Here is a 21,626-nt window from a genome sequence, read left to right as displayed (position 1 = left end):
CTGGCTATTTAATTTGTAACTTTAAATTCAAATAACAAACTTTTAAAATAACAACTAAATTATAAAACATGTTTTCATTACAAAATAAAAAAGCTGTAGTAACAGGCGGAGGCAGTGGAATAGGAAGAGCTATTGCCACTTTGTTTGCAAAAAAAGGGGCGGAATTACATATTATAGATTTATCCATTGAAAGCGCACAGGAAACTGTAGATGAAATTCAAAAAACTGGAGGAAAAGTGTTTTCTTATGCGTGTGATGTGGCCAATCAAAAAGAGGTAATTGCAACATTTGAAAAAATTGGTAACATACATATTCTTGTCAACAATGCAGGAATTGCTCATGTGGGTAATGTGGAGAATACAATGGAAGCTGACTTCGATCGTGTTATGAATATCAATGTAAAAGGAGTTTATAATTGTTTGCATGCAGCAATCCCAAAACTGCGTCATGCTGAGGGTGGAGTTATTGTGAACATGGCATCTATTGCGGCTTGGGTTGGTATTCCGGATCGATTTGCCTATTCAACAGCAAAAGGTGCTGTAATGGCAATGACCTTATCAGTTGCCAAAGATTTTATGTCTGAAAATATTCGTTGTAATTCAATTTCTCCTGCTAGAGTTCATACCCCTTTTGTGGACGGATTTATAACTAAAAATTATCCGGGGAAAGAAGCCGAAATGTTTGAAAAGTTATCGAAGTCACAACCTATTGGTCGAATGGGGAAACCGGACGAAGTAGCTGCTTTGGCTTTATATTTATGTAGCGACGAAGCTGGATTTATTACGGGTTGCGATTATCCTATTGATGGGGGATTTATTAAATTAAACAACTAAAGTCCTCTTAATCATATTTGAAATATTATTTAAAAAAACAACAAACTAAAAAATAAAGAAATGAAATTAATACGTTTTGGAGAAGCCAGTAAAGAAAAACCAGGTATTTTAATTGGAGATAAAAGATATGATGTTTCCTCTATTGTTTCAGATTATAATGAAGCATTTTTTGAAGGAAATGGACTTGAATCATTAGAAGTAGCATTAAAAAATAATCCTACTTTGCCCGAAGTAGATGCTTCAGTACGATTGGGGTCTCCTGTTGCAAGGCCTTCTAAAATAATTTGCATAGGATTAAACTATGTGGACCACTGTAAAGAAACGAATGCTCCAATACCAGTAGAGCCAATTATATTTTTTAAGTCGACTACCGCCTTATGTGGTCCTAATGATGATGTAATAATTCCTAAGAACAGCAATAAAACGGATTGGGAAATTGAATTGGTATTTATAATAGGAAAAAAAGCCAGTTATGTTGAAGAAGCAGAGGCTATGGATTATGTAGCAGGATATTGTTTGCATAACGATTACAGTGAAAGAGCCTTTCAATTGGAACTTGGAGGACAATGGTGTAAAGGAAAAGGATGTGATACATTTGCACCACTTGGTCCCTTTATGGCTACAAAAGATGAAATTGCAGATGTAGATAATTTATCAATGTGGTTGACCGTAAACGGAATAAAATACCAAAATAGTAATACGTCTAATTTAGTATTCAAAATTCCTTTCTTAGTTCATTACCTAAGTCAATTTATGACCTTACTTCCTGGTGATATTATCAGTACTGGGACACCTCCTGGAGTTGGTTTAGGAATTAAACCAGACCCTATTTATCTTAAAGCGGGAGATGTGGTTGAACTAGGAATGGAAGGATTAGGGACAAGTAAACAAGTGGCTGTGGCATATAGCAAATAATAAAAAAAAATGATGAAATATATAGTTTGCGAAAAACCCCATGAGTTTATATTGAAAGAAAAACCTATGCCATCGCGTAAAAAAGGGGAAGTGTTATTAAAGATTAGGAAGATTGGCGTTTGTGGCACAGACATTCATGCCTTTGGAGGAACACAACCCTATTTTGAATATCCACGTATTTTAGGTCACGAACTCGCTGCTGAATATATTGAAGGCGAAGCGGAAGGATACAAACCTGGTGACAAGGTCACTTTTATACCTTACTTTCATTGTGGGGAATGTGTGGCTTGTAGAAATGGACTAACCAATTGCTGTGCAAAAATTAAAGTTTTTGGAGTTCATATCGATGGGGGAATGGCTGAATACATCACCATCCCAGAACAATATTTACTTCACGGTCAGGGATTGGATTATGATCAATTGGCTTTAGTGGAACCTTTAGCTATAGCGGCTCACGGTGTTAGAAGGGCAGCTGTAAATGCAAATGATACTGTACTTGTAATGGGGGCAGGACCAATAGGAGTGGGACTGATGCAATTTGCAAAAATAGCTGGAGCAAAAGTAATCGCTTTGGATATAAATGAATACAGACTTAATTTTTGTAAAACAGAACTTAATGTAGATGCAACCATAAATCCAACATTGGAAGATGTGACTTCAAGACTTATTGAAATCACGAACGGAGACATGCCAACAGTTGTTATAGATGCAACGGGTAATCGTAACGTTATGAACAGTGCTTTTAATTATATTGCTCATGGAGGTAGATTTGTGTTAGTTGGGCTGCAAAAAGGGGAACTCAGCTTTAGTCATCCTGATTTTCACAAACGGGAATCAACTCTAATGAGTAGCAGAAATGCAACTATTGATGATTTTACATATGTCATTGATTGTCTTAAAAAAGGTAAAATAGATCCTAAAAAATACATTACACATCGAGCAAAATTTTCAGAGATGATTAATGAATTCGAAAAATGGATTGATCCCAAAAATAATGTCATCAAAGCGTTGATAGAATTAGACTAATTTTAATTACTTTAAAAAATGGATTTAAGATTAAAAGATAAAATAATTGTTATTTCAGGATCCGCAGGTAAACCAGGAAGCATTGGAGAAACTATTGTAAAAAGATTGGCCGATGAAGGCGCAATACCTGTACTTGTTGACCGAAATGATAGAGGTTATCATTATGTGGAAGCACTCCAGAAAATAGGAGTGGACTCCTTGTTTGCACAAACAGATGTAACAGATCCAGTTCAAATGGAATCTGCCATAAAAAAAATTATTGATAAATACGGACGAATAGATGCTGTTATTAATAACGTTGGGGTAAATGATGGAGCGGGATTGGATGCCAGTTATGAAGAGTTCATGAACTCATTAAAACTAAATGTGGTTAGCTATTTTTTACTAACCAAGTTTGCGCTTCCGTACCTCAAGGAATCAAAAGGAAATATTCTCAATATTGGATCTAAAGTTGCCTTAACAGGGCAAGGAGGAACTTCTGGCTATGCCGCTGCAAAAGGGGGAGTGTTAGGTCTAACGCGAGAATGGGCTGTTGATTTAATTCAATATGGCATACGCTCGAATGCTCTAATTATTGCAGAATGTTATACACCTGCCTATGAAGATTGGATAAATACACTTCCTGATGGTGAAATGGTGTTGAAAAAAATCAATAAGACAATTCCTTTTGAGTCAAGAATGACTAGTACTGAAGAAATTGCTGATGCGGCACTTTTTATTATTTCGGAACGTTCTTCACATACTACAGGGCAATTCGTTTTTATTGATGGTGGTTATGTACATCTAGATCGTGCATTAATAAATGATATAAATTAATAATAAATTGATGCATAAACGAATCGATTCCCACCAACATTTTTGGAAATTCGATCCTATCAGAGACAATTGGATAGACGAATCGATGCAGAAAATTCAAAAAGATTTTCTGCCTGAAGATCTTTTGCCAATACTCAACGAAAATGGTTTTTCTGACTGTGTAGCGGTTCAAGCAAGTCAATCCGAAATAGAAACTGATTTCTTACTAGATTTAGCGTCTAAAAATGATTTCATCAAAGGTGTGGTAGGTTGGGTTGATTTACTGGATAAAAATAGTGCTAAAAGGCTAGAATTATTTTCAACCCAAAAAAAGCTGAAAGGATTTAGACATGTCGTACAAGGAGAATCCGATGATTTTATGTTTAGGAAAGATTTTCGAAACGGCATTAACGAATTAAAACAGCATAATTATACCTATGATATTCTCATTTTTCATCGTCAATTGCCGGCAGCCATAAATTTAGTTAATTCTTTTCCAAATCAGGCGTTTGTAATTGACCATATTGCAAAACCAGATATAAAATCCGGTGCTATTCTTTCATGGAAAGAGGACATCAAGGAACTGGCACAAGCTGAAAACGTCATGTGCAAAATTTCAGGAATGGTTACCGAAGCGAACTGGAATAAATGGAAACCCGATGACCTAAGACCGTATCTCGATGTGATTTTTGAAAATTTCACAACAAAAAAATTAATGTTCGGATCTGATTGGCCGGTATGTAATTTGGCAGCAAATTATACAATTGTTGTAAAAATAATGGAGGAATATATTTCACAATTACCCTTGTTAGAACAGGATCTGATTTGGTATGGCAATGCCAACACTTTTTATAATCTATAAAGGGAGAATGATTTTTTAATGATTAGTTTATAATCATTTAACTAGAGTAGTTCTTCCTGAATTTACACCCTTATTCATCAGTTTTAGATCTTCAGATTCCTTTTACAATTCAAGTATAAAATTAAGAGGAAAATAAGAAGTCGGAATTGTAGACCATCAAATTTAAAAAACAGTACAAATTTTATATAGTCTCTCAACGGCCACATTCTACAAGCATGTAAATCGTTGAGCAGGGAAAATAAATATACACAAAAAAATAAAAAAATAAAAATGTCAGCACAAACAATAAATACAATTTTTAGTGGAATTATTCCACCAATGGTAACTCCTTTATTATCGGATAATCTAACATTAGACGTAAATGGAGCGAAAAATCTCGTAGAACATTTAATTGCAGGAGGTGTTCACGGGATATTCATTCTAGGGACAACAGGGGAATCAACGAGTTTGAGTTATAAAACTAGGGAACAACTCATCGTAGAAAGTTGCAAAGCAGTTAATGGAAGAGTTCCTGTATTTGTGGGAATTACAGATACTTCAATCGAGGAAAGCATTCATCTGGCAATAATTGCCAAAAAAGCTGGAGCTGCTGCGGTTGTAGCTGCCCCACCTTATTATTATGGTTTGGGACAAGAGGAATTATACAAGTATTACTGGAGTCTTGCAGATCAATTGACCTTACCACTTTTCTTATACAACATGCCTTCACATACGAAAATTAATATTGATGTTAAAACAGTGGTTCGTTTGTCTGAACACTCCAATATAATTGGTTTAAAAGACAGTTCAGCGAATGCGGTTTATTTCCAATCCTTGGTTTATTTATTGAAAGCCAAAGAAAATTTCAGTCTTCTTGTTGGTCCTGAAGAAATTACTGCTGAAACTGTTTTGATGGGTGGAAATGGTGGTGTTAATGGCGGTGCCAATCTTTTTCCAAAGTTATACGTTGCCTTATATCATGCTGCAATAGCCAAAGATTTTGAACGAATAGAGGAATTGCAAACCCTAGTAATGGAAATTAGTACTAAAATTTACACTGTGGGATCTTATGGATCCAGTTATTTGAAAGGGTTAAAAGGTGCTTTGGCCGCATTGGGAATTATCAATGCAAATATAGCTGCTCCTTTTACCACTTTTGACGAAAAAGAAATGGTAAAGGTAATTGCAAATATTAAAGAAATAGAAATCAAGGTTAACAGCGCTTTGTAATAAAAAAACGAATTCGAATACAAATACAACATACTATTTCTAACCAAATTAACCACTTATGAATACCATTGATCTTATCGTTTTCTTTGTTTACATATTGGGAATTGCTCTTTTTGGGGGTTCCTTTTTTAAAAAAAATAGAACGTCAGAAGCCTATACCTTAGGCGATAAAACGATTCCAAGTTGGGTGGTTACCATGTCCATTTTCGCCACTTTTGTCAGCAGTATTAGTTATTTGGCTTTGCCTGGAAATGCGTTCCAGTCGAATTGGAATGCCTTGGCATTTAGTTTGTCATTGCCTATTTCCACTTTAATTGCCGTTAAATACTTCGTTCCTTTATACAGAAAAATTAATAGTCCATCTGCCTATACGTATATGGAATTGCGATTTGGTCCTTGGGCAAGGATTTATGTTTCTCTTTGTTATTTATTGACACAGTTGATGCGTATTGGGACCATTTTGTATTTATTGGCTTTAACCTTAAATGCTATTATAGGATGGGATATTGCTACCATCATTATTTTTACCGGCTTAATCGTCGCCGTTTATTCGATGTTGGGAGGGATTTCAGCAGTGCTTTGGACCGATGCAATACAAGGAATTATCTTGATTGTCGGAGCAGTTGCTTGTATTGTTTTTATGCTTTATGCAATGCCAGAAGGACCAGGCCAAATATTTAGCATAGCCGCAGCCAATGATAAATTCAGTTTAGGAAGTTTTGATTTGGATTTAACTCAACCTACATTTTGGGTGGTTTTGATTTATGGTGTATTTATTAATTTGCAGAATTATGGGATTGATCAAAATTATGTGCAACGCTACATGATATCGAAATCTGATAAAGAAGCCCAAAAATCAGCCTTAATAGGAGGTTTAATTTATTTGCCTATTTCTGCTCTTTTTCTATTTATTGGTACAGCACTTTTTGCCTATTATCATTCGGCAACAACACTTCCTATAGAATTGCAAGATGCGGCAAAAAGCGACCGTGTATTTCCTTATTTCATTGTTCACGCACTTCCTCCTGGACTTACGGGTTTAATGATTGCCTCTATTTTTGCAGCAGGAATGAGTACGATTTCGACTAGTTTTAATAGTTCGGCAACGGTTTTCTTGACGGATTACTACGATAAATATTTCAAAAAAACAGCTTCAGATAAACAACGCATGCGAGTGCTGTATATTTCATCTGCCATAATCAGTATTATCGGGATTGGGATTGGAATTGCTATGATTAATGTAAAAAGTGCCTTGGATGCTTGGTGGAAATTATCCTCAATTTTTAGTGGTGGAATGTTGGGATTGTTTCTCTTGGGATTATTCTCCCATCACAAAAATGTAAAAGGAGCCATCATTGGTGTAATTGCGGGAATATTAGTTATCCTTTGGATGAGTACAGCCAATATCTTTTTAGGTGAAGATACAGTTGGAACTTCTTTTCATACCTATTTGACCATTGTATTTGGAACCATTGCCATTTTTCTGGTTGGTTTTTTAGCTTCAATTTTCATGAAACCTAAAGAGGAATAACACGAATTTTATAAATTTACAAAGCCAGCTTGAAATTTTAAGCTGGCTTTTTTTGATGTAGCAATGATTTAGAAAAATGAATTAATGTTTGCATCACAAACTTTTTATAAATAAGAATGAGGAATCTTTTCAAGCTATTTTATAAAATGGAAATTATTGAAACTTAGATTTAAGTTTATATAAATCAGGAAATCTGTTTTAGAATTTCTCTTTCGGAATGGCTCACACAGGCTTTGAATTTTTCATACCATTGTTTCCAATCTGTCGTACCCATTTCTTTTTCAAGTCCTTTTTCAAATTCGGCGAGCGAGGCATAAGAAGATTCAAAAATCAGTCGATAGCTTTTGCCTGTAAAGTCAGTTAAAAATCGGTTACCACTTGTTTGGGGCATCAATCCGCCTTTTGAGGCTTCATCTAGCAAAACTTTAGCCTGTTTATAACGGCCAAATTGCAAATAAAATATTTCACGAACGATATACATGATTACACTATTTAAGAATTAAACAAATAATTTTAACAGTATAAAGATATGAAATAATACAATTGAAAGTAAAGTTAAAGTATTGAAAAACAGTTAATTATATTTGATTATTTGTTGTTTCTAGTTTTGGTTTAAATATTTATGTCTTCTTTTTTGGTGTTTTTATACTAATTACACAAATCCATAATTATTATACTAGTGTCAATTTATTTCGCTGTTTTCTCAGCTTCTTTTTTTGCTTTTAAATCATCCGTGAAAGTCTTATACATTTGTCTCCAATTGCGACCATTACTGTTGAGATACTGCTCTGATTTTGTTTTGTAAATTTCGAAAATCGCCGATATTTGTTTCATACTCTTATAATCGACAGCCTGTTCACGAGCTTGTTTCAAATAGTTGAGAATGGTTTCTTCTTCTTGTAGGGTCATGTTTGGTACAATAGCCTTATAAACGGGCATCGTAAATTGTACTTTTCCAATAGTATATTTGTCCAAAATAAGTTCTACTTGTTCCTCGGTGAGTTCTTTGCGAAGGCCCGTCATCAGATTGTCATGAACTGTTTTTGGCATAGCCGATTGGGCGATAATTTGCCGATCCAAATCACTCAATTTTTGTCCAGTGGCTGGATTAATTCCTGCTGGTACCATTGTCCCAGGATGATCGTTATTCCAGTCGCGAACCGTTTTCAAATGGGTCGCAATTATGGTTTGGAGTCGGAGTTCTTTTGCGCTGTCATTCAAATTTAAAGAAGTCACCCATTCAGCTGCTTTATTTTCTTGTTCTTGTGCGAAGGTTGTGTTTGAAAGGAATAGTGCGAATAGTATTGCTATTATGAGAATTTTGTTTTTCATGGGATTTGTTTTTATTGATTTGTTGTTTGAATTAACTTTTGTAAAATAATTTGCCCTTCTTCCCAAAATTCTAATTTAGATTCAGCGTTTACATGTCCTTTGAGACCGATATTTATAAAATCACTCCCCCATTTTTCTGCGAAATATTGGGCTCGTTCAAGACTAACATAATCATCATTTTCACTTGCAACTACAATTGAAGGAAAAGGAAGTTTAGAAGTTGGCATCTTTGCAAAACCTCTAAGAATTTCAGGCGTATGAATTGGAGAATCGACATCTGCAGGAGCGACTAATAAAGCGCCTTTGATGTTAGAATTACTATGTATTTCTGTCCAATGCAATACTAAGGAAACAGCCAAACTATGTGCCACGAGAATTATTGGACAATTTAGTTTTACAATCGTGTTATTAAGTTCCATTAACCAATTTTCCAGATTGGGTTGGTTCCAATCCTCTTGATTGATTCTTGTAACGTTCTCATATTTATTTGACCAAAAGGACTGCCAATGATTCTCTCCCGAGCCACCAAGTCCAGGGATGATGAGTAGTTGTGTCGTATTGTTATTCATTAATTGATCTTTTTCGTTTTTCAAAACCATTTGTTTTTGGACTATTGTAAAGAATTTACAATGTTAAGTGTTTATTTGTCATTCCGAAGGAATCTCTGATTGTAGGTCTTAATTGTTGAGATTAGTACGGAATGAAAAAGGAAGTCGATTTTTTTGCTAAATAGTTGTTATTAGACACTCCAAAATACGCTAAAACTTTCTTATTTGTATCAATATTTATATGATTATTTCCATTCGTATTAGCTATCAATAGAAACTCCTACTTGTTTATTGTTTTCAAAATGCACATTAAAAAAGTAGTTTTGTCCTTCTTTTTCTTGAAATGACATTTCGAAACCTTTTTCTTGAATTGAAATTGCTTTTGGTTCAAAATGTTTATCAATTGATATAAAATCCATTTCGGCATTTTCAAATTGTTCTCTAAGTGCTTTTTCCGATTCAGTTTTAATTTCTGATTCGTCATTCAATGCGCCGAGAATGATTTTTCTTTGATTTTCGGAAATTCCGTCTTTGTTGCCAACAATTAAGATTTCTATAGCAGAATCCATAAATATTTTCTTTATTTTCCAACCTACATTGTTTCCTTTTTTAAAAAAGCTTTCAATTTCTCCAAATACTGAGTCGGTTGTTTTTAGTTTATTACTGCCAAATAGTTTTTTAAATATTCGCATTAATTTTCTTTTTAGTTTTATTAAAATAACGTTAACTCACAGATTAATCATTACAAATTAAATAAAACTAAATATTTTCGTTTTGACAAATAGGAGTGTATTTCTTATCAAATATGTTTATTTTTTCTTACAAAACAAAAAGGCTAGTTCAATAGCTCAAACTAGCCTTTTGGACATTTATTGGCAAATATTTTTTAGAGTTAAAGTCCTAAATTTTTCTTTAGAACTGACAAGTCAACGGTATTGTAGTCGCCTTTGTTGTATATCAGAGCAAAAAGAACCAATTTATTGTTTACCGCTATAATGGTTTCGCAGGTTATAATTCTGCCGCCACCGCTAGAACCTTTACCTTTTGATTTGATATTGATTCTAATTTTTCTTGAATCCTTCGCCTAAATCATCCGCTAGGGCTAGTTCTTTTTCGATATTGTCAATAATGTTTTGAAAATCGTTTTTTAAAGATGGAAATTTTTTGCTTAATTTTTTAATCTCCCTATCAAAGTCATCAGTTGTTTGGAGATTATAGTTCATTCATCAATTTATCTAAAGAATTTCCTTGACGAGTTCCTGCACCAATTTCTCGAGCGTGTTTTGCTGAACGCCTTACTTTTTTTAAGAATTCATCGGTTTTATTTTTTTCTTCTTTTACCGCTGGTTCATTTTGATCCATTTCGATAATAACTCCTTTGTTTGTAGCCGAAAGCATTTTGGCAAGTTCCAATAATGTTTTGCCTGCTTTGGTACGTTCGTTTATGGTTATCGTTGTCATAATGATTGCTTTTCACAAAGATATAAAAAAATCCAGTTGATGTAGCTAGATTTTTTGTGAGATAATGCCATCTTACTAGTTTTATGATTTCGGAAAAATGTTTTTAAATACTTGAAATTCAAATCCTTTTTAATAAACAGAAAAGACTAGTTCGATAGTTCAAACTAGCCTTTTGTATCTTTATGAGTGAATTTTTCTGGGGTTTGCGTTAGGGATGGGAGCGGCATCTCCCGATTTAGAAAAACAAGGCTTTTTTGCCGTATTTTTTTTTAATCGGGAATACAGCGAACAGCCCGACCCTTGTGGTAACGCCCAAAAAAAACAATAAGGATTGCAGATTTTTGACTAACGATTCTTGATTTCAGATTTGGTGTTGATAAATACAACATTGTCTGTTATTATAGTAGGTAAAAACTTCTGAAATCTGAAATCGTTAGCCGAGAGCTTGTTCGAACTGGCGAAGCAATCTACAATTAAAAATCACCTTATTTTATTCATACAACGCCTTGTAAGTTGCACACGCTCTATAATCGGAGGATTCGGGATCCATGCCAAAAGATGCCCAAGCGCTTGGTCTGAAAATTTGGTCTTCGGGAACATTATGCATGTTTACTGGGATTCGGAGCATCGAGGCCAAAGTGATTAAATCAGCACCAATGTGTCCGTAAGTAAAGGCGCCGTGATTGGCTCCCCAGTTCGACATCACGCTATACACATCCTTGAACGGTCCTTTGCCTGTAAGATTCGGTACAAACCAAGTAGTAGGCCAAGTGGGATTGGTTCTTTCGTTGATGGTGTTGTGCACTTCTTCGGGAAGGGCGATAGTTTTGCCTTCTGCGATTTGCAATACGGGGCCAATGCCTTTTACGATGTTGATGCGGCACATAGTAACCGGCATTTCGCCTTGTGTTTTGAAAGTCGAGGAGTAGCCGCCACCTCTAAAATACTCCAACATTCCGGGTCCCCAAGTGGTGTTTTCGAGGCATTTTTCGACTTCGGCTTCGGTGATATTCCACCAGGGTTTCATGGCTGGTTTGCCATCGATGGTTTGCTCTCCCGTACCATCTAATGCCGATGCACCAGAATTAATCAGGTGAATGAATCCGTTGGCAGCATCGCCTTTGAGTTCGTGGCCGGTTACTCTTTTGACTGCTTCTGGACTCCAATAGGTTCTTACATCACTAAATATTTGGGCTGCGCCAGTTAGTAAATGACCGAAGAGCATTGAAACGCCATTTAAACTATCATTTTCCGTAGCCAACATAAACGGTTGGCGGATGCCGTTCCAATCAAAAGAGGAGGTGAGGATGGCTTCCATAAAATCGCCATTCGGCAAATGATCTGTCCATTGTCGTTGTCCTTGGAAACCAGCAGAAATAGCGTTTCTTCCTAAGGCTTCTTCACCATAACCTAAGGCTTTTAGTTTTGGATTTCCTATCATTAAGTCACGACCAATCAATGCCATTTTTACAACAAACTCCCAATCTTTATCGAGTTCTTTTCTCGATTTTTGTCGGTCTATTGGATTGTAATCTTTGCCTTCTTTGCATTTTGCTTTGGTCCAAGCCAAGGCTTTTTGGTATTCGTCTTTGTCGTAGATTTCGTGATCGATTCGTCGAGAGAATTCGCTCATGTCGATGTTTTCGCAACGCATTCCCAAATAGCTTTCGAAGAAGTTTGGATCAATAATAGACCCCGCAATTCCCATGGAAACGGCACCCATTGACAAATAGGATTTGCCTTTCATGGTGGCTACAGCCAAACCAGCTTTCGCAAAAAGTAATAGTTTTCGTTGCACATCATCTGGAATACTGGTATCATCACTGTCTTGTACATCGCGACCGTAAATACCAAAAGCAGGAATTCCTTTTTGGTTGTGACCCGCCAAGGCTGCCGCCAAATATACCGCTCCCGGGCGTTCAGTTCCGTTGAAACCCCAAATAGCTTTAGGGATTGTTGCATCCATATCGATAGTTTCGCTGCCATAGCACCAACATGGGGTTACCGTCAAACTCAATCCTACACCTTCTCTCGAAAATTTGTCCGCAGAAGCTGCAGCTTCGGCTACGCCTCCAATACAAGTATCGGAAATTACACATTCTACGGGGCTGCCATCAGCATGGCGAAGATTTTTCTCTAAGAAATCGGCGGCAATTCTCGCCATATTCATTGTCGATTCTTCAAGAGATTCTCTAACGCCGTCCAATCTACCATCGATTACAGGTCTGATTCCTATTTTTGGTAATTGTCCAATTAAGTTTTTATAATTCATTTTTATTTCTTTTATGATTACTAGTTTCTAGTTTGTTTGTTATTCAATTTGTAGACTTGAAACGGCTTGTTTTACTTTATGTCCAAATACTCCAAAATAAAGAATTACTAAGAAGCATACTAATGGAATAATATAGCCTGCTTGTATGTCATCGTGTTTTATATCGATTAATGTTCCCATTCCATAAGGAAGAATTGCACCACCAACAATGGACATTACTAACCAAGAAGAACCGGTTTCGGTATTCGATTTTAAATCAACTATTCCCAATGCAAAAATTGTTGGAAACATAATAGACATAAAAAAACCTAATCCTCCTAAGGCATAAATGACATAGATTCCAGTGCCGTAAATGGCAACTAGGCAAAGGAAAGCACTTATTATACAATAGATAGAAAGCAAAATATAGTCTTTTACAAATCGTAGAAAGAAGGTTCCAATAAAACGTCCTGCCATAAACAGAAAGCCATAAATACCAAGATAATAAGCAGCCGTTTTTTCATCTAAACCAGCACCTTGAATGGCGATTCTAATAAAAAAACTCGTAACACAAACTTGAGCACCTACATAAAAAAATTGTGCTACAACAGCCCAACTTAAATGGGAGTATTTTAAAACGGAGAAAAATCCAGGTTTTACTTCTACTTCAGTGTGTTGCGGTTTCATGGAAGGCAAATGCATAAAATAAAATAAAATTGCAACCAAAACTAAGATTGTTCCTAAGATAATATAAGGCATTTTTACAGCAGCGGCTTCTTCCATCAAGTAAGCTGCTCTTGTAGTGTCTGGCATAGCATCCATTTGATCAGGAGTATAGTTTTTTCCTGATAGGATAAACAATGAACCAACCACTGGCGCAACCATAGCGGCTAAACCGTTAAAAGAGGCAGCCAAATTCAATCGTTTTGAGGAGGATTCAGGAGGTCCTAAAATGGCAGCATAAGGATTAGCACTCGTTTCAAGAATTGTTAAACCACATCCAATAATAAATAATGCAAACAAGAATAATTCATACGTTCTGGTATTTGCTGCGGGAACGAACAAAAAAGCTCCAATTGCAAAAACCAACAGACCAATAATAATACTGTTTTTATAGCCAAATCGTTTGATTAACATTCCAGCGGGGATTGCCATAATAAAATAAGCAAAAAATACTGCTGCATCAATCAATGTCGATTGACGGTTGTTTAATTCACAGGCTTTTTTAAGATGCGGAATTAAAATAGAATCCAGATTGTGTGCCATTCCCCAAAGGAAAAATAAGCTGGTAATTAAGATAAAAGGAATTAGGTATTTTTTTCCCGCTCCCTTTTCTGTTGGCACTTCGTGTTGATCGCCAATTTGGTTTGTAATTTGCATAGTGGATTTTGTGGTTATAAGGTTATTTCTTTTTTACTAATAATAAATGGTCGCATACTAATACCACTTCACCTCTTTGGTTAATGATTTCAACATGTTCTGTTACAGTACCCATTTCGGGTCTTTTGGCTTCTCCTTTTTCAGCAATGGTAATTTCAGAATGAATAGTGTCACCAATGTGTACCGGTTTTACAAATCGCATTCGGTCGTAACCTTTAGAAAAAGCTTCAGGATTGATTTCGGATGCGGTCAAACCGATGCCAATACTGAAAATCATGGTGCCATGAGCAATACGCTGGCCAAAGGGTTGTGTCTTGCACCATTCTTCATCCATATGATGCGGAAAGAAATCGCCTGTATGTCCTGCATGGACTACAAAATCAGTTTCGGTAATCGTTCTACCTAAGGTTACTCTTTTTTCATTGAGTTGGTAATCTTCGAAAAAGGTGGATTTGAAATACATATATTTTAAGTTTAAAAGTTGTAAAGTCTTAAAGTCGAATGTCAAAAGCAAAAGTGTCAACGAAAAACGCTTTAAAGACTTTATGACCTTTGACTTTCGACTTGATTATAATTCATCTAAGGGAATCCCTCCGTTTTTATTGCTTATGTAGCAAGCTTCTACCACTTTCATCGTTCCAAGAACATTTTTAACGCTAGCAAACAATTCCTTGTCCGAACCCTCTTTATAGCGCATCAAATTTGACATTGTTCCAACAAATGCTTCTGGAAACCAGGAACCTTCAAGCTGAACTTTTGTCCATTCGTATTTGCCTGATTCATTTTGCACCGAATATTCAAAAACATCTTCTAAACCTGCGGGATAGTTCATCAACAAGCCCATCTTGGCTTTGACTGCTCCTTTGGTTCCTTCCCATTTAATGTAGCTTTCTTCATGTTCAGGGCCAAAATGATGATCGTGATTGGTATTAATCACCGCTCGCATGGTATCGCCATAATCCAAAATTATAGTCGAACGCGAAGAAGATAAATCCTTCAAGGGATGCTTCCAAGTTTTGGCCAAAACACTTTTGGGATCACCAACAAATGAACGAATACAATCTACATAATGTACACTGTGAAATAAAATCTCTAATCTTGGATGTACTTTAATCAACGGAAACAATTCCCAAGGCGTATTCACAGTAACTTTGAATTCCATATCATACAATTCACCAATGATTCCTTCTTTAATCAAATAGCGCGCTGCTGCTACAAATGGGGCAAATCGAAGTTGAAAATTGATTGAGCCCACTAATTTTTTTCTCTCGCAAACTTCTAGGATTCCTTTGGCTTCAGCCAAATCATTCCCCATTGGTTTCTGAATTAAAACGGCAGCACCATCAGGCAATTGTTCTAAAATTTCAATGTATTGTTCTGGTAAAACCGTGATGTCATAAACAGCGTTTGATGGCGCATTTTTAACAGCATCTGCTACGGTTTCAAAAGCATGTGGAATTCCAAATTCGGCAGCCATTGCTTGAGCTTTCGCAAAAGTTCTATTGGTAATCCCAAAAACGGTAAAACCAGCCATTTTGTAGGCAGGCAAATGGGCATCTTTTACAATTCCACTGGCACCAATAATAATAATGGGTTGGTTCGTTTCTGGCAATAACGGTTTATAAGCGATATTCATAATAATAGGATTTTTTAATTCAATTCATTTTTTCAAAGTGTTCCTTTTCGAAAACGGTTAGTTAATTATTTTTAGAATATTATTTTGTGTTTCTTCTAGTAATTTTGAAGAAGGAACATCGTTTTCTATCGCTTTCAATACCATTTGATCTATTAATTCGGCAACTTTGGGCCAAATAGGTATTTGCGGTAAGGTTAATGCTGTTTGGTGAAGCATACCTAATTTATGATAAAACGGGATGGTTTTATTGATTTCTGGGTCATTCCAAGTTGATTTTCTACATCCAATACCGCCTTCTTTGGTCAATAATTTGTCGCTTTCGGCTGTGGTGGCAAAACGGAGAAAATCATAGGCTAGTTGTTGATGCTTACTTCCTGCGCCAATGGTGTACAACCAGTATACATTCAATGAAGCCGTTTGGTGATTTTTATGGTGTGGCAATTCAGCAATATCCACTTTGCCTTTTATTTTGGAATCTTCAATGACTTCGCACATGGAGGCGAATCCAAACCAATTAATAGCCATAGCCGCTTCTCCTTTGGCGAAAGCCATACCCGCTTCAACCGAACCAAATTCCTTTGATTTGGGATGCACCGCATTTTTGTTGTTAACAATTTGTCTATAAAAATCCAATGCTTCAATTGCTGCGGTATGGTTAATATCAATTTGATTTTTAGAATCTAATAAAGATCCTCCTCGGGTCCACAATTGCAAACAAAAGTCAAAAACCATGTTGTGACCATCAGGATAATTGGCAAAAACAGCACCATGTAAATTATCTTCAGATCTATTAAAAAACGTAGCTATTTCAATAAATTCTTCCCAAGTTTTTGGAGGATGCAATTCATAACCGTATTGCTTTTTGAAATTTTCTTTTTCTATTGGATTTTCAAACAAATCTTTTCTATATATCAAACATTCTGGGCCATCGTGAAAGGGTAGTCCATACGTTCCATTATTGATTTGTTGCAAGTGGAGTAGGGATTGATGCCAACCATGGGGATAATCTTGTGGAGGATTCTGACTGATTAATGGGTTTAAATCGAGAACTGCTTTTTCATTGGCAGCATCAAAAATCCAATCGGTATTAAGGTGCGCAATATCCCAAATCCCCTTTTTTAGACCACTTTGAGTTATGGTTTGTTCGTACAAATCGTGCAATTCCAGCGGAATCATTTCAGCTTCCACATTGATGTTTTTTTCAATGCAAAACAGATCCCAAAGCTTTTGTAAAGTACTTTCGAAAGGGTCGAATTTTCTAACTGCGATTCTTATTTTAGTCATTAGCACTCAATAAATTCTTTAATAATTCGTTCATTATCTTGTCCTAATTTAGGAGATCCCTTTGTTGAAGTAAAATATTCTCCATCGATTTTGATTGGACATCGTGTGGTTTGATACGAATAACCATCTAGCATTTCAACTTGCTGTGTAAACTCTAATACTTTAAAACCATCTTCGGCAAAAAGTTCTTGGTAGTTCAAAACTTTGGCACACCAAATATCAGCAGGCTCCAAAATATTCAACCAATATTCTGTGTTTTTGGTACGAAAATGAGTGGCAAGAATATTCTTGATATCGTCTCGTAATTCAAATTTATTTTCAGGAAAATGCAAAAGGGCATCGCATTGTAACAAAGAAGATAAAACAGGAATCGATCCCATTGCCAGTGCCAAAAAACCGTTTTTGGTTTTGTAAATTCCATAAGGCGCACCTAAGTAGGCGTGTGCATTGTTGCTTTTGGTTCGAACAGGCAATTCCCCTCCATCATTAAAATAAGTGGTGATGGTTTCAAACTGAAAGTCAAAAGCCGATTCCAGCATGCTTACCTGTACTAATGCACCGATGTTATGAGTGACTTTTCGATACAAGGAGGCTAAAATTCCTTGCGCCAAGTGCGCTCCTGCAAGCATATCTACAATAGACAAGCCCATAGGAACAGGGCCATCGTCTTGATTGCCACTCAACCAAGTCAAAGCCGTCAAGGATTGTAATAATAAATCTTGTCCTGGCAAGTCTTTTAATTCTGATTTTGTACCGTAGCCCGAAATTTCGGCATAGATAACCTTTGGATTTATTTTTTGAACGTCTTCATAGCTCAAACCTACACGTTCCATAACTCCAGGTCTGAAGTTGTGCATCACAACATCGGCTTTTGCTAATAATTTTTTTAATTTTTCAAGTTCTGCCTCTTGTTTAAAATCGATAGCAAAGGATTCTTTGTTTCGGTTGATGGTATGAAAGATGGAAGATTCCCCATTCATAATCAAATCCGAAGTGTATAACGTTCGGCAGATGTCTCCAGTCCCTGGTTTCTCAATTTTTATTACGCGTGCACCCAAATCTGCCAATCTCAAACTAGCCGATGGACCGGAAAGAAACTGGCTAAAATCTACTATTAAATAATCTTCTAATGGTTTCATCTACTCTTTATAAATTGTTCATGAATGCTTGAGTTGTCTTCTCCAACTTTAGGAGCTGCTTTCGAACTTGTTAAAATTGTACCATCCAATTGTATTGGGCATCTGGTGGTAACCAATGTTTTTCCAGATTTATTTTTTACGGTTTGTTTCAAGTTTAAATCTTTTACAAAAGATTGATCGTTTAGGTCGTTGTAATCCAATACTTTTCCGCACCAAACGCCTTGTTTTTGCAATAAATCAAGCCAATAATCAGCAGTTTGAGTCAGCAGTTTTTCGCTTAAGATATTTCGAATTTCATCTCTTTGTGAAAACCACAACTGTTTGTCTGCGTAGTTTTTTAAATCAAGACCTAAATGGTTTCCAATGAAAAGTAAGTCGCCCATCGCTAAAGAAATATAGCCATCTTGAGTCTGATAAACCCCATAAGGAGCACTCAAAAATGCGTGTGCACTTCCTTTGACATCGCCTCTTTCAGGCAATTGTCCTCCGTCATTTAAAAAGGAAGTAATCGCTTCGAATTGAATATCTAAAACGGATTCCAGCAAACTCACCTCTACTTGAACTCCTTTCCCTGTTTTTGCTCTTTTGAGTAATGCCGCTAAAATTCCTTGAACAAAATGATTGCCACACGTTAAATCGGCTACAGCCAAACCAAAAGGGACGGGTTCTTGGCTTTTTCGACCACTGAGCCAACTTAATCCTGAAAGTGATTGTAATAATAAATCTTGTCCAGGTTTTTTAGCCCAAGGCCCTTTTTCGCCATAACCCGTAATGGTGCCGTAGATGATTTTGGAGTTAATCGTCAAAACATCCGCAAAGGTGAGTCCGATTTTATCCATTACACCGGGACGGAAATTATGCGTCATAATATCTGCCTTGGCGATTAATTTCTTTACTAAAATTAAATCTTCAGCATTTTTAAGGTCGGCAGCAAAGGATTCTTTATTTCTATTAATTGTATGAAAAAGCAAACTGCTATCATCTACAAAAAGGTCTTTGATGCTGAGTTGTCGACACGCTTCTCCTTTTATGGGACGTTCGATTTTGATGACTCTCGCTCCTAAATCGGCCAATTTTAATCCCGCAGAAGGGCCTGCCAAAAACTGGCAAAATTCTAAAACAACTAATCCTTCTAATGGTTTCATTTGGTTTCTAAATTTAAAGATTTCACATAAAGTGAATCTAATTCTGACAACACAGCTTCTTCATCACCGCCATTCATCAAATATTCACGTACTACATGGCCCGCATTATCTTGAAAATGCATGTGTCCTGCATATCTAGGACGCAAGAAAGCACGTTCTAAAGCGGGTAAAGTATTTTTAAAATAATCATGTGTCAGTAGATTGATTCTTTCGCTTTTCCAAGCTTGAAGGTGACCCGGTTGTCCACCATTGTCAGCAAAAATAGTTTGTTGAATTGGAGACGAACCTGTAAATTCAGCATATTGTATCGCTTCTGGGATGTGTTGACTAAAAGAAGAAACCGCTAAGCCAGTTCCACCCAAAGAGCTAATCATGGGTTGGTCATTCAATCGAACCAAATCATAGAAATGAAGCAAATTTTGGCTGTAGCCAATACGAGAATAGTTAGAATATCCATAAGCAAAAGGGCAATAGGCAATTTCGTCAGAATTTACCATTGCTTCAAAAACCTGAATTGGATTTCTATTGAAATGGGCAGGATCAATTAGTTGTGCTAGTTCACGAAATAATTGCAAGGCTTTCGTACCTGTTTCCACAGAAATTACTTTTTCTTGAGATTGAAACGGAGCCTCACCTAGACTACAACAATACATATAAAAACTCATCAATACATCAACAGGAATCCCAGCAAAAGCGACTAGTCCTTTTTTTGCCAAAGCCAATAAATCATCATAGGTTTGAGGTACTTTATAGCCTTGTCTTTCTAAAATATCCAATCGGGCAGAAGCCACCGGAGTTGCAGCATCTATCGGTAGTGCCCATAGTTTGTCACTAAAAATGTAACTTTCAAAAGAACGACCAACGGTATTTGTTTTTTGGTCTTTAATATAGGGAGCAGAAAAATAGTCTGATAACGGAAGGATTGTATTTGTTTGAGCACCAAAACCTGTCCAAGGATGGTCAATGACTAAGAGATCAAATCTCTTTGCTAAATCTTCAATAGAAGCATCAGCAAATTCTTGTAGACTTCTTTTTTCCCAGCTAATTTCAATTTCGGGATGCAGTTCAGAAAAACGTTGAGCTGTTGCAACCATTGGTAATAGGCCTCTTGTATGGTTCCAGGTTATTCCTTTTAATCGTATCATGTATTTTTTGTAATTAATTTTTATCTTGTCGGTTAATTCTTTATCCTCTCAGTTACCTAGCGGAAAAAAGAAAATCATCATTTAAATTTTTTAATTCAATTAGTAATTTTAAATAGATCAAATTCTATTTTTATAATGTGAAAAATGTTAAGTCTTATAAATTTTATTACTCATATAGATATAACTACTAAATCAATTTTCACTGTCAATTGTCTATTATTAGTTAGTTTCTTTTACGACTAATCCAATAGTACAACCTCCATTTTATACCATTTCATCTTTCGATTTAGAGTATTAAACAGAATTATTGGAAGGCTCTAATGGTTCTGAAAAATAAAAAATAGTACATTTATATTATAAACCAGAAGAAATATTAAGTCATCTTGATGGTAAAGATGACGAGTCTTTTCTTTCTGCGAAATGAGTCACGGCAATTGCTAAAATTGTAGCTGTAGAATTGAAAAACTAAACTTGGTGTAGTAATTAAATTACATTAATGGTTCATTTTGAGTATTTTTTATTATAGACGACACCTAATTATATTTTTTGTGCAGGCTCATTTTATGATTAATATTTTGTTTTAATGTTCAATCGGTTTTTATATTTCTGAAATTGGACTATTGTCTATTCCTTTTTTGGTTGTCGCATCGTACATGCTAATCTATTATAGGTTGTTAACTGGGTTTGTATTAATAGATTCGAAATTTATGTTTATGTTGCATCCCTTTTCTTAATTATTTAATTATTGAAAAAAGAGAGCAATCTTCAATAGATATTCTTTTTGGCCATGACTTATTTAAGGAGATCCAAAAATTAAAGGAGATTAAATTGAATCTCTATCAATAAAATTAAAAGGGATTTTGACTTCTCCTTTTTCATTATTGAGTATCATGCTAGCAGCTGTAGCTCCCATTTTATTAAAGTCAGTTGATATAACAGTAATTCCCAGAAGTTCTTTTAGGGGTGTATCGTTGTAAGATATTATTCCGATGTCTTTACCTAAAACATATTCTTCATCTCTAATTTGTTTGACCAGATTAACCAAATCAGACTCTTCAATGGTGATAAATAAGTCTCCTTTTTTGATAATCATGTCATCGTAAACTTCATCTAGTATTTCAAAGTTGATTTTAT

General features: G+C 35.7%; 21 protein-coding genes and 1 pseudogene. 7 read left to right on the top strand and 15 right to left on the bottom strand.

Going from position 1 to position 21,626, the window contains the following annotated elements; genetic code table 11:
* The first annotated feature begins 68 nt into the window (after positions 1-68).
* The 7 genes from E0F76_RS06690 to E0F76_RS06660 all read left to right on the top strand — a co-directional run bounded on the left by E0F76_RS06690 (position 69) and on the right by E0F76_RS06660 (position 7,171).
* On the top strand, positions 69-833 hold the full coding sequence (locus E0F76_RS06690; RefSeq protein ID WP_132003221.1) for an SDR family NAD(P)-dependent oxidoreductase: 765 nt from the start codon (positions 69-71) through the stop codon (positions 831-833).
* 60 nt (positions 834-893) lie between these two features.
* A complete protein-coding gene (locus tag E0F76_RS06685; protein WP_132003218.1) occupies positions 894-1,748 on the top strand; it encodes a fumarylacetoacetate hydrolase family protein in 855 nt (284 codons plus the stop codon).
* Between the two features lie 12 nt (positions 1,749-1,760).
* The gene (locus E0F76_RS06680; protein ID WP_132003995.1) at positions 1,761-2,774 is read left to right on the top strand and encodes a zinc-binding alcohol dehydrogenase family protein; all 1,014 of its coding nucleotides are present in this window, start codon (positions 1,761-1,763) and stop codon (positions 2,772-2,774) included.
* A gap of 18 nt (positions 2,775-2,792) precedes the next feature.
* Positions 2,793-3,590 (top strand): SDR family oxidoreductase, encoded by a 798-nt coding sequence (locus tag E0F76_RS06675; RefSeq protein WP_132003215.1) that lies wholly within the window; start codon positions 2,793-2,795, stop codon positions 3,588-3,590.
* A 10-nt stretch (positions 3,591-3,600) separates the two neighbouring features.
* Positions 3,601-4,431, top strand: coding sequence for an amidohydrolase family protein (locus E0F76_RS06670; RefSeq protein ID WP_132003212.1), 831 nt, complete (start codon positions 3,601-3,603; stop codon positions 4,429-4,431).
* A gap of 270 nt (positions 4,432-4,701) precedes the next feature.
* On the top strand, positions 4,702-5,640 hold the full coding sequence (locus E0F76_RS06665; protein WP_132003209.1) for a dihydrodipicolinate synthase family protein: 939 nt from the start codon (positions 4,702-4,704) through the stop codon (positions 5,638-5,640).
* A gap of 58 nt (positions 5,641-5,698) precedes the next feature.
* Positions 5,699-7,171: a sodium:solute symporter gene (locus E0F76_RS06660; protein WP_132003206.1), complete on the top strand. Its 1,473-nt coding sequence runs from the start codon at positions 5,699-5,701 to the stop codon at positions 7,169-7,171.
* 184 nt (positions 7,172-7,355) lie between these two features.
* Here the strand turns inward: E0F76_RS06660 and E0F76_RS06655 are convergent, their stop codons facing one another.
* The 15 genes and pseudogenes from E0F76_RS06655 to E0F76_RS06585 all read right to left on the bottom strand — a co-directional run.
* Positions 7,356-7,652 carry a hypothetical protein gene (locus tag E0F76_RS06655; RefSeq protein ID WP_132003203.1) on the bottom strand — a complete coding sequence of 99 codons (297 nt, stop codon included), beginning with the start codon at positions 7,650-7,652 and terminating at the stop codon, positions 7,356-7,358.
* A 206-nt stretch (positions 7,653-7,858) separates the two neighbouring features.
* Positions 7,859-8,503, bottom strand: a complete 645-nt coding sequence (locus E0F76_RS06650) for a DUF3826 domain-containing protein (RefSeq protein WP_132003200.1) — start codon at positions 8,501-8,503, stop codon at positions 7,859-7,861.
* Between the two features lie 11 nt (positions 8,504-8,514).
* Positions 8,515-9,096 carry an RBBP9/YdeN family alpha/beta hydrolase gene (locus E0F76_RS06645; RefSeq protein WP_342773062.1) on the bottom strand — a complete coding sequence of 194 codons (582 nt, stop codon included), beginning with the start codon at positions 9,094-9,096 and terminating at the stop codon, positions 8,515-8,517.
* Between the two features lie 215 nt (positions 9,097-9,311).
* Positions 9,312-9,743 carry a hypothetical protein gene (locus tag E0F76_RS06640; protein WP_132003197.1) on the bottom strand — a complete coding sequence of 144 codons (432 nt, stop codon included), beginning with the start codon at positions 9,741-9,743 and terminating at the stop codon, positions 9,312-9,314.
* Positions 9,744-10,112: 369 nt separating this feature from the next.
* Positions 10,113-10,274, bottom strand: coding sequence for a hypothetical protein (locus E0F76_RS19580; RefSeq protein WP_246021995.1), 162 nt, complete (start codon positions 10,272-10,274; stop codon positions 10,113-10,115).
* Positions 10,264-10,512, bottom strand: a complete 249-nt coding sequence (locus E0F76_RS06630; RefSeq protein WP_132003195.1) for a hypothetical protein — start codon at positions 10,510-10,512, stop codon at positions 10,264-10,266. The genes E0F76_RS19580 and E0F76_RS06630 overlap by 11 nt, the downstream gene beginning before the upstream one ends.
* A gap of 490 nt (positions 10,513-11,002) precedes the next feature.
* A complete protein-coding gene (locus E0F76_RS06625; RefSeq protein ID WP_132003191.1) occupies positions 11,003-12,784 on the bottom strand; it encodes an L-fucose isomerase in 1,782 nt (593 codons plus the stop codon).
* Between the two features lie 39 nt (positions 12,785-12,823).
* Complete coding sequence (gene fucP / locus E0F76_RS06620) at positions 12,824-14,143, bottom strand: L-fucose:H+ symporter permease (RefSeq protein ID WP_132003188.1); 1,320 nt, start codon at positions 14,141-14,143, stop codon at positions 12,824-12,826.
* 22 nt (positions 14,144-14,165) lie between these two features.
* Positions 14,166-14,606 carry a MaoC/PaaZ C-terminal domain-containing protein gene (locus tag E0F76_RS06615; RefSeq protein ID WP_132003185.1) on the bottom strand — a complete coding sequence of 147 codons (441 nt, stop codon included), beginning with the start codon at positions 14,604-14,606 and terminating at the stop codon, positions 14,166-14,168.
* A 105-nt stretch (positions 14,607-14,711) separates the two neighbouring features.
* Positions 14,712-15,779: a Gfo/Idh/MocA family protein gene (locus E0F76_RS06610; RefSeq protein ID WP_132003182.1), complete on the bottom strand. Its 1,068-nt coding sequence runs from the start codon at positions 15,777-15,779 to the stop codon at positions 14,712-14,714.
* A gap of 57 nt (positions 15,780-15,836) precedes the next feature.
* The gene (locus E0F76_RS06605) at positions 15,837-17,063 is read right to left on the bottom strand and encodes an ABC transporter substrate-binding protein (RefSeq protein ID WP_132003179.1); all 1,227 of its coding nucleotides are present in this window, start codon (positions 17,061-17,063) and stop codon (positions 15,837-15,839) included.
* A complete protein-coding gene (locus E0F76_RS06600) occupies positions 17,063-18,202 on the bottom strand; it encodes a CaiB/BaiF CoA transferase family protein (protein ID WP_132003176.1) in 1,140 nt (379 codons plus the stop codon). The genes E0F76_RS06605 and E0F76_RS06600 overlap by 1 nt, the downstream gene beginning before the upstream one ends.
* Complete coding sequence (locus E0F76_RS06595; protein WP_132003173.1) at positions 18,199-19,347, bottom strand: CaiB/BaiF CoA transferase family protein; 1,149 nt, start codon at positions 19,345-19,347, stop codon at positions 18,199-18,201. The genes E0F76_RS06600 and E0F76_RS06595 overlap by 4 nt, the downstream gene beginning before the upstream one ends.
* Positions 19,344-20,492 (bottom strand): ABC transporter substrate-binding protein, encoded by a 1,149-nt coding sequence (locus E0F76_RS06590; protein ID WP_132003170.1) that lies wholly within the window; start codon positions 20,490-20,492, stop codon positions 19,344-19,346. Before E0F76_RS06590 ends, E0F76_RS06595 begins: the two co-directional genes overlap by 4 nt.
* Before the next feature lie 823 nt (positions 20,493-21,315).
* Positions 21,316-21,626, bottom strand: a pseudogene (locus E0F76_RS06585) (transcriptional regulator); the annotation flags it as partial.

The organism is Flavobacterium cellulosilyticum (genome assembly GCF_004349355.1).
Lineage (GTDB): Bacteria > Bacteroidota > Bacteroidia > Flavobacteriales > Flavobacteriaceae > Flavobacterium > Flavobacterium cellulosilyticum.
Note: the sequence above shows the minus strand (reverse complement) of the source record. Positions and strands in the feature narration are given on the sequence as shown.